General features: G+C 63.2%; 5 protein-coding genes. 3 read left to right on the forward strand and 2 right to left on the reverse strand.

What is annotated here, in order from left to right; genetic code table 11:
* The first annotated feature begins 18 nt into the window (after nt 1-18).
* Entirely contained in the window at nt 19-375 is a 357-nt protein-coding gene (locus tag AC1D1B_RS29410; protein WP_477267895.1) for an MmcQ/YjbR family DNA-binding protein, read from the forward strand.
* A gap of 190 nt (nt 376-565) precedes the next feature.
* Complete coding sequence (locus tag AC1D1B_RS29415; protein ID WP_477336768.1) at nt 566-2074, forward strand: L,D-transpeptidase family protein; 1509 nt, start codon at nt 566-568, stop codon at nt 2072-2074.
* Here AC1D1B_RS29415 and AC1D1B_RS29420 read toward each other — a convergent pair.
* Entirely contained in the window at nt 2048-2680 is a 633-nt protein-coding gene (locus tag AC1D1B_RS29420) for a TMEM175 family protein (protein ID WP_477336770.1), read from the reverse strand. The two genes, AC1D1B_RS29415 and AC1D1B_RS29420, sit on opposite strands and share 27 nt — an antisense overlap.
* A gap of 166 nt (nt 2681-2846) precedes the next feature.
* Here AC1D1B_RS29420 and AC1D1B_RS29425 point away from each other — a divergent pair, with 166 nt between their 5' ends.
* Complete coding sequence (locus AC1D1B_RS29425) at nt 2847-4406, forward strand: MFS transporter (protein WP_477336772.1); 1560 nt, start codon at nt 2847-2849, stop codon at nt 4404-4406.
* A 66-nt stretch (nt 4407-4472) separates the two neighbouring features.
* Here the strand turns inward: AC1D1B_RS29425 and AC1D1B_RS29430 are convergent, their stop codons facing one another.
* Nucleotides 4473-6443 (reverse strand): M23 family metallopeptidase, encoded by a 1971-nt coding sequence (locus AC1D1B_RS29430; protein ID WP_477336774.1) that lies wholly within the window; start codon nt 6441-6443, stop codon nt 4473-4475.
* Nucleotides 6444-7065 lie beyond the last annotated feature (622 nt).

The following is a 7065-nucleotide window of genomic DNA, read 5'->3' on the forward strand; positions in this document are numbered from 1 at the left end:
AATTCGCGGGGGGCGCACATGACGCTGGATGACTACAACAGCTTCTGCGCCTCGCTGCCGCAGACCACGCATGTCGTGCAGTGGGGTGGCGCCCATGTCTGGAAGGTCGGCGGCAAGGTCTTTGCCATAGGCGGCTGGAATGATGGCGACCAGCTTTTCGTCACCTTCAAATGTTCCGAAATGGCCTTCGACATTCTGAAGGATCAGCCCGGCTGCCGGCCGGCGCCCTATCTGGCCTCACGCGGCATGAAATGGATCCAGCGTCAGACAAGCCAAAGCATGGATGATGGTGCGCTGAAGGACTATCTCGGCGAAAGCCATCGCCTCGTCGTCCTCAAGCTGACGAAGCAGACACGCAAGGAATTGGGCCTGTAGCGACCTGAAATCCGCCATCTTCATGCCCGGTTCATGTTGGAAAGCTTATGTTCTGGTTTGCTGGCGAAGGGGTTTGCCCGCAGGCTTTTGACGGTCAGGGCGTTCCTTGCGCATCCAAACGGAGGCGAGTGCGTTCTGAAGGGAACACTGCCGGAGCGGCGGCAATTACGGACCGGAGAGTTTGACCACCATGTTCCGCACGATCTTTGCCTGTTCGGTGCTCGCCGCCGGGCTGCTTGCGTCCAGCGCCATGGCATCGCCGACGGTGGATAGTGCGCTGCCGGTTGTTCGCGCTGCCGATAGCGGCGGCATCGTGCTTGCCCAGGATGGCAATCTCGACATCTACTACGACGCCAGGGGCAACCGCGTCATTGTCGATGCCGACACCGGCAAGGTCATCGCCATCCAGCCGCCGCAGACCAGGCTCGACCGCCGTGCGCTGCGCCGCCAGATGCGGGCGCGCGAACTTGGACGCGCGCCGGTCGGGGATGACGACCGCTATTATCTCGACGATCCCGAAGACATGGCGCGTTTCCGCCGCAAGCAATTGGAAGAGGAAGGCAGGGTCATTCCGCCGGACAACGAGTACGATCCTGACAGCGGCAATTCGGTGGATGCCTATCCGTCGGCGCCGCAGGATGACGGCAACTACAGCGACACCTATCCGGAAGCGCCGAACTCGGCCGAGCCGGGACCCGTCAAGCGCCAGCCGCTGAACGAAGCTTCGATCGATCCCGCCGAGCCGGCGGCGCCCGGCGACGAGGCCGCTCTGCCGCCCAAGACCGAGGGCGGCAAGACCGTCGTCGATCCCTCGCTTTCACTCGGCGCACGCCAGGATGTGGCTGCCTTGCAGGTGCTGCTCGACCGCGCCGGCGCCTCGCCCGGCGTCATCGATGGACGCTTCGGCTCCAATGTCGACAAGGCGCTTGCCGCCTACAACCAGATCACCGGCAGCAATCTGCGCTCGACCGATTCGGTCGGCATCCAGGCAGCGCTGGCGCAAACCGGCGGCGATGCTTTCGCCAATTATACCATTACCTCTGAGGACGCCGCCGGTCCTTATGTCGCCTCGATACCGGAAGACTACAGCCAGAAGGCGCAGCTCGACCGCATGGCCTACACCTCCGTCACCGAAGCCTTGGCCGAACGTTTCCACATGGACGAGAACTACCTGAAAGGGCTCAATCCCGAGGCCGATTTCAATCGTCCCGGCACCATCATCAAGGTCGCCAATTTCGGCAGGCTGGTGGCAACGCCGGTTGCCCGCATCGTCGCCGACAAGGATAAGAAGCAGGTGTTCGCCTATGACGCCGATGGCAAGTTGGTCGCAGCCTATCCCGCCACCATCGGCTCCGCCGACACGCCGTCGCCGACCGGCACCCATACGGTGTCGCGCGTCGCGCTCGATCCGAACTACACCTACAACCCCAGCATCAATTTCAAGCAGGGCCAGAACGACAAGATCCTGACCATTCCGCCAGGACCGAACGGCCCGGTCGGCTCGGTGTGGATCGCGCTGGACAAGCCGACCTACGGCATTCACGGCACGCCCGACCCTTCCAAGATCGGCAAGACCGAAAGCCATGGCTGCGTGCGCCTGACCAACTGGGATGCGCGTGAACTGGCCAAACTCGTGTCGCCGGGCGTGACCGTCGAGTTCGTCGGCGGCCCCTCAGCCGATGACGTTGCGCAGCAGTGAACTGCGCAACGCGAGTGCATAGATCAGCTGCACAACCAGGATAAAGCCGACACTGAGCAGCGGGCTGATGAGGCAGAGCGCGGCGCCCACGGCCCACAGGATTTGCGCCTTGACGATGCGCACATAGACGGTGCGCTTCGTCTCCGCATCTACATCCTCTGCAAGAAAGCCGTTCTTGTCCGCATACCACCAGCTGGCGAACAGCGTCACGCCCAGCATCAGCAGGTTTAGCCAGTAGACGATCACCGCGGTTCGGAACTCGAGGAAATCGGCCAGCAGGTCGGTCGAGAACGGCAGCAAGGCGATGAACGCGAGAAAACACAGGTTCAGCGTGGCCAGCCGCCGGTCGGACCTGGCGATCAGCCCGTGCTGCGCCTGCTGGCCGAACCAGAAGATGGTCAGCGTCAGGAAACTCAGCGCATAGGTCAGGAAGCGTGGCGCCAGTGCCGCGATTGCCGAAAGCAGCTCGCCCTCGGAGTGGACCATTTCGTGCGCCGGCACGCGAATCTCAAGCACGATCAGGGTGAGCGCAATGGCAAAGACGCCATCGGTGATGCCGACGACGCGCCCGCGCGCCTCTACCGATGGTTCGAGCGGTCGTTTCATGCGGCTTCCCCTTCGCTTGCGATCGTCTTGAAAATCTAGCACGACCCCGGCGGTTTACATCCGGGTTGATGTGACCCTGCGGGCAGGCCATTGTGCGGGACTGGATTCATGACAGCGGAGCGCTGGCCAATTGTTGCTGGTCGGCAAGACGTCTAAGCAAGCGCTCATGAAGTCTCCGAGCGAAGCCGCAGCCGTCCCCTTGACCAGCTCACTTGCCAACGGTTCGTTTTGTCCGCCGTCGCAGCGCAAATTCGTGCTGGTCGCGGCGATCCTGGCATCCGCTCTCGGCTTCATCGACGGATCGATCCTGGCCATCGCCATGCCGGCCATGCGTGTCGACCTCGGCGCCGGCCTGGCCGAAGCACAGTGGATTTCCAACGCCTATGCGCTGACGCTGTCGGCGCTGATCCTGGCCGGCGGTGCGGCCGGCGACCGATTCGGCCTCAGGCGCGCCTTCGGCGCCGGCATTGCGCTGTTCATTGTCGCTTCGCTTGCCTGCGCGGTGGCGCCGAATGCGCTGGTGCTCATCGCCTTTCGCGCCATTCAAGGCGTCGGTGCGGCGATCATGGTGCCGGGCAGCCTCGCCATCATCGCCAAGTCCTATCCGAAGAACGAGCGCGGCCGGGCGATCGGCATCTGGGCGGCCGCTTCGGCGCTGACGACGGCGCTCGGTCCGGTGCTGGGCGGCTTCGTCCTGTCGGCTTTTGGCGGCGGCATCTGGCGGGCGATCTTCGCCGTCAACCTGCCGCTCGGGCTGATCTCGATCTATCTGCTGCTGGCCAAGATTCCCGCCGACGCGCCGACGGAGAAGCGAAGCCTCGATCTCGGCGGCGCCGCTCTCGCCACGCTTGCCTTCGGGGCGCTTGCCTACGGACTGACCGCGATGAGCGCCGAAGACGGTGGACTGATGTCGGGGCCGAGCATCGCCGCGGGCGCGGTGCTGCTCGTGATCTTCATTGTCTTCGAGCTTCGGCAGAGCGAGCCGATGATCGATCTCAAGCTGTTTCGGATCGGCGCCTTTGCCGGCGCCAACGTCGCCACCTTCTTCCTCTACTTCGCGCTGTCGGCCAATTTGTTCTATCTGCCGATGCTCTTGATCGCCGGCTGGGGGCTGAGCACCAAGGAGGTAGGCTTCATCTTCCTGCCGCTCTCGGCGTCGATCGCGCTGCTGTCGGGTCCCGTTGGCCAATGGTCGGATCGGATCGGTCCGCGGTTTCCGATAGCCAGCGGCTGCCTGGTCGTGGCCGTCGCCTTTGCCGGGCTCGCACTGCTCACTCATGCCGGCATGCACAATTTCTGGACCGGCACCTTTCCGCTGATGGCGGTGATGGGGCTCGGCATGGCGCTGGTGGTCTCGCCGCTGTCGACGGCGATCATGACGGCGGTCGAGGACAAGGATACCGGTGCCGCCTCCGGCATCAACAATGCGGTTTCGCGCATTGGCGGGCTGATCGCTGTGGCGGCGATGGGTTCGCTCGCGGCCTGGGTCTATTCGACGATGCTCGACACCAGCGTCAGGCCGGGCATTCCGGGGTTCGGCGAACCGGCATTGGCCAGCCTGGCGCCCGAACTTGATGCAACGCGGCTCGCCGCCAGCGATGCGGCGTTCGCGGCCGTGTCGACGGTGACGGCGGTGCTTTGCCTGCTGGCTGCTATTATCGCCTGGGCGACCGTTTCGGGGCAAAGGCTGCCCTGGTCACGAGCCGAAGAGAATCAGCCGACCTGATTCGAGCGGGCTGATTCGAAATGCTTTGATTCGGCGCAAATGTGATTCAGCGTTCGTTGTGAAAGCTCAGCCTTCGATCTTGGCGCTCGCGACCTTCAGCGAATTGCTGTCTTCCTGCTTGAGCAGGTCGTCGATGCGCTCGCGTTCGCGCTTGAAGGCGACGAGGTCGTCACCCTTCAGAACCTTGCCGACCGGCAGGCGCACGCGCATCGGGTCGACCTTGGTGCCGTTGACGATCAGCTCATAGTGAAGATGCGGACCGGTGGAGAGGCCGGTCTGGCCGAGGAAGCCGATGGTCTGGCCCTGGCGGACATGAACGCCCGGCTCGATGCCTTTGGCAAAAGCGCTCTGGTGATTGTAGGACGTCTCATAGCCATTGGCATGGCGGATGATGATCTGCTTGCCGTAGCCGCCGGCCCAGCCGGCTTTTTCGATGGTGCCGTTGCCGGCGGCGATGATCGGCGTTCCGATCGGCGCTGCCCAGTCGACGCCGGTATGCATGCGGACATAGCCGAGGATCGGATGCCGGCGGGCGCCGAAGCCGGAGCGGAATTTTCCGGCGGGCAGGGGATTGCGCAGCAGGAACTGCTCGGCGCTCGACCCATCCTCGTCGAAATAGTCGGTCGAGCCGTCCTGCATCTGGAAGCGGTAGAAGTTGCGTGTCTGGCCGCCGAAGGTCGACGAGACATAGAGCAGTTCCGATTCGTCGGAGGCCTGGTCGTCGCCGTCCGGCTGCGAGAACAGCACGTCGATGCGGTCCGACGGATTGAGCCTGGACTGAAAATCGACACCGGAGGCCAGGAGCTTGACCAGTTGCTGGGTCAGCTTCTTCGACATGCCATAGGAATAGGCGGCGCGGTAAATGCCGTCATAGACGTTCGGCAGATTGCCGCGAACAACCACCGGCGCCGACGAATCATCGAACGCGGTCAGCAATTCGGGATTTGGCTCCGGTTCCTGCGCTGGCACATACTGGCCGCGATCGTCGAGCGCGATGGTCACGATATGCGTGGTCTTGTCATAGACGCTGGTGCGAACGACCTTGGCGGCGTCACCATGCACTTCGAGGCCGACGCGCAACACGGTTCCGGCCTTCAGCGCTGGTGCGTTGAGCAGCTTGCCGATCGCCTCGGCCATGCCGGTCGCGTCATCGCCCGTATAGCCCGAATCGGCAAAGGCCTCGGCAATGTCGCGGTCCCTGGTAAAGGGGATGATTTCCTCGGCGAAAGCGGGGGTCTGGTCGTCGAGGGCGACGCGCGGCGCCACCGAAACGTTTTCCGGCACGATCTTGACGTCATAGGAGCCGGCCATCGATTCGGCGAAGGCGTCGCCGAATCGCTGCGGGTCGACATAATGCAGCGAAGCAACCTGGATAGCGCCGTCGCTGAGATCCGTACCGGCCTCGCGCACCACCTTTTCCACCTCATCGGCGGACAGGTCGCTCTTTTCGTCGAAAGAGGCCGTCTCCATCGGGAAATCGACCGTCTTCAGGCTCATCTCGCTTTCGACCTTGGCGCCGTAGATCTGGCCGCCAACCGCGGAAGCCGTCGCCGGCTGCGCGGGCGTTGAGTCGCCGTCGTCGCCGAACACCTGCATCGGGTCGAATGGCGGATAGGCCCGGTTGGTGGTGTGGCCGGCGGCCAGCGCCATCTTGATCTGTACGAACGGCACGGTGTGGATAACGTCGCGGTCGCCGACCTTGGTCACCATCGACACTTCCATGCGCCGGCGGTCCTTGGCCTTGGCGATCTGGCGCGGCGCCACCAGTCTGGTGGTCTTGGCGACCTCGCCGGAATCGCCGCCGCTTTCGAGCTGGGCCAGTTCGGCGATTTCGGGCGGGGTTGCCAGTTGCTGGCGGCCGTCGAGGGCGGCAAACAGCGCCACGCCCATCAGCACGCTCGAGGTCACGCCAGTAAGGAAGGTGCCCGACAGCCAGCGCGCCGAAACCTCCCGCCGGTCGGGCGGTCCGCTGCGGCCATCCGCGATCAGCGGCGGCTCATTGCCGAGTTCGGCTATGACATCTTCCGTGTCTGGCATCCAGAAAGGCTGCTTCTTCCCCGGGCGGAACGGCTTGTCGGCTCTTGTTGGGCCATGACATTTGCCTGTCACGGCGGGTGAAGTCAACGAAGCGGCGAAATCCCCACTCACACGCTCTGTTTTACGGCCCCTTATAAAGAGGCGTCTTTACGCTCTTATAAGAGGCACCGGACCGGTGATGCGCAGGCCCCGATTTGGTCTCTTATAGGAAGGCGCCGCGCGGGTCGCGCAGGGCCTTCTTTGTTGGCCTTGGTGTCGAACGGCAATGCGGCGGCAATAGGGCTCCTTCTGGGCAACTCCAATGTTCCCCTGGGGCAGTCCGCGGACTCCAAAACTTCTGTCGCAAAAAGTTCAAAAACATCGTGGAATGGAGTTGACAGTTTGTCTGGGTGGCGACTATATACGCCTCACGAACGAGGGCGGTGCGCCGCTGGCGGCGAAGCAGTTTGCTTCTGAATAAGCCCTTGTGAGAATTCAAGAGAGCCGCGTAAGCGACACTCGGACGGCCCCGAAGCCATAGGCGTAACGGGCCACGACACCGCGTCTGCGATGTCTGTTCTTTGAAAATTGAATATTGAAGAAAGAGAAACGTGGGCGGCAGAGTCCTGCTGAACCTCTTATC

It is taken from the genome of Mesorhizobium sp. P2_C5_2 (assembly GCF_056404535.1).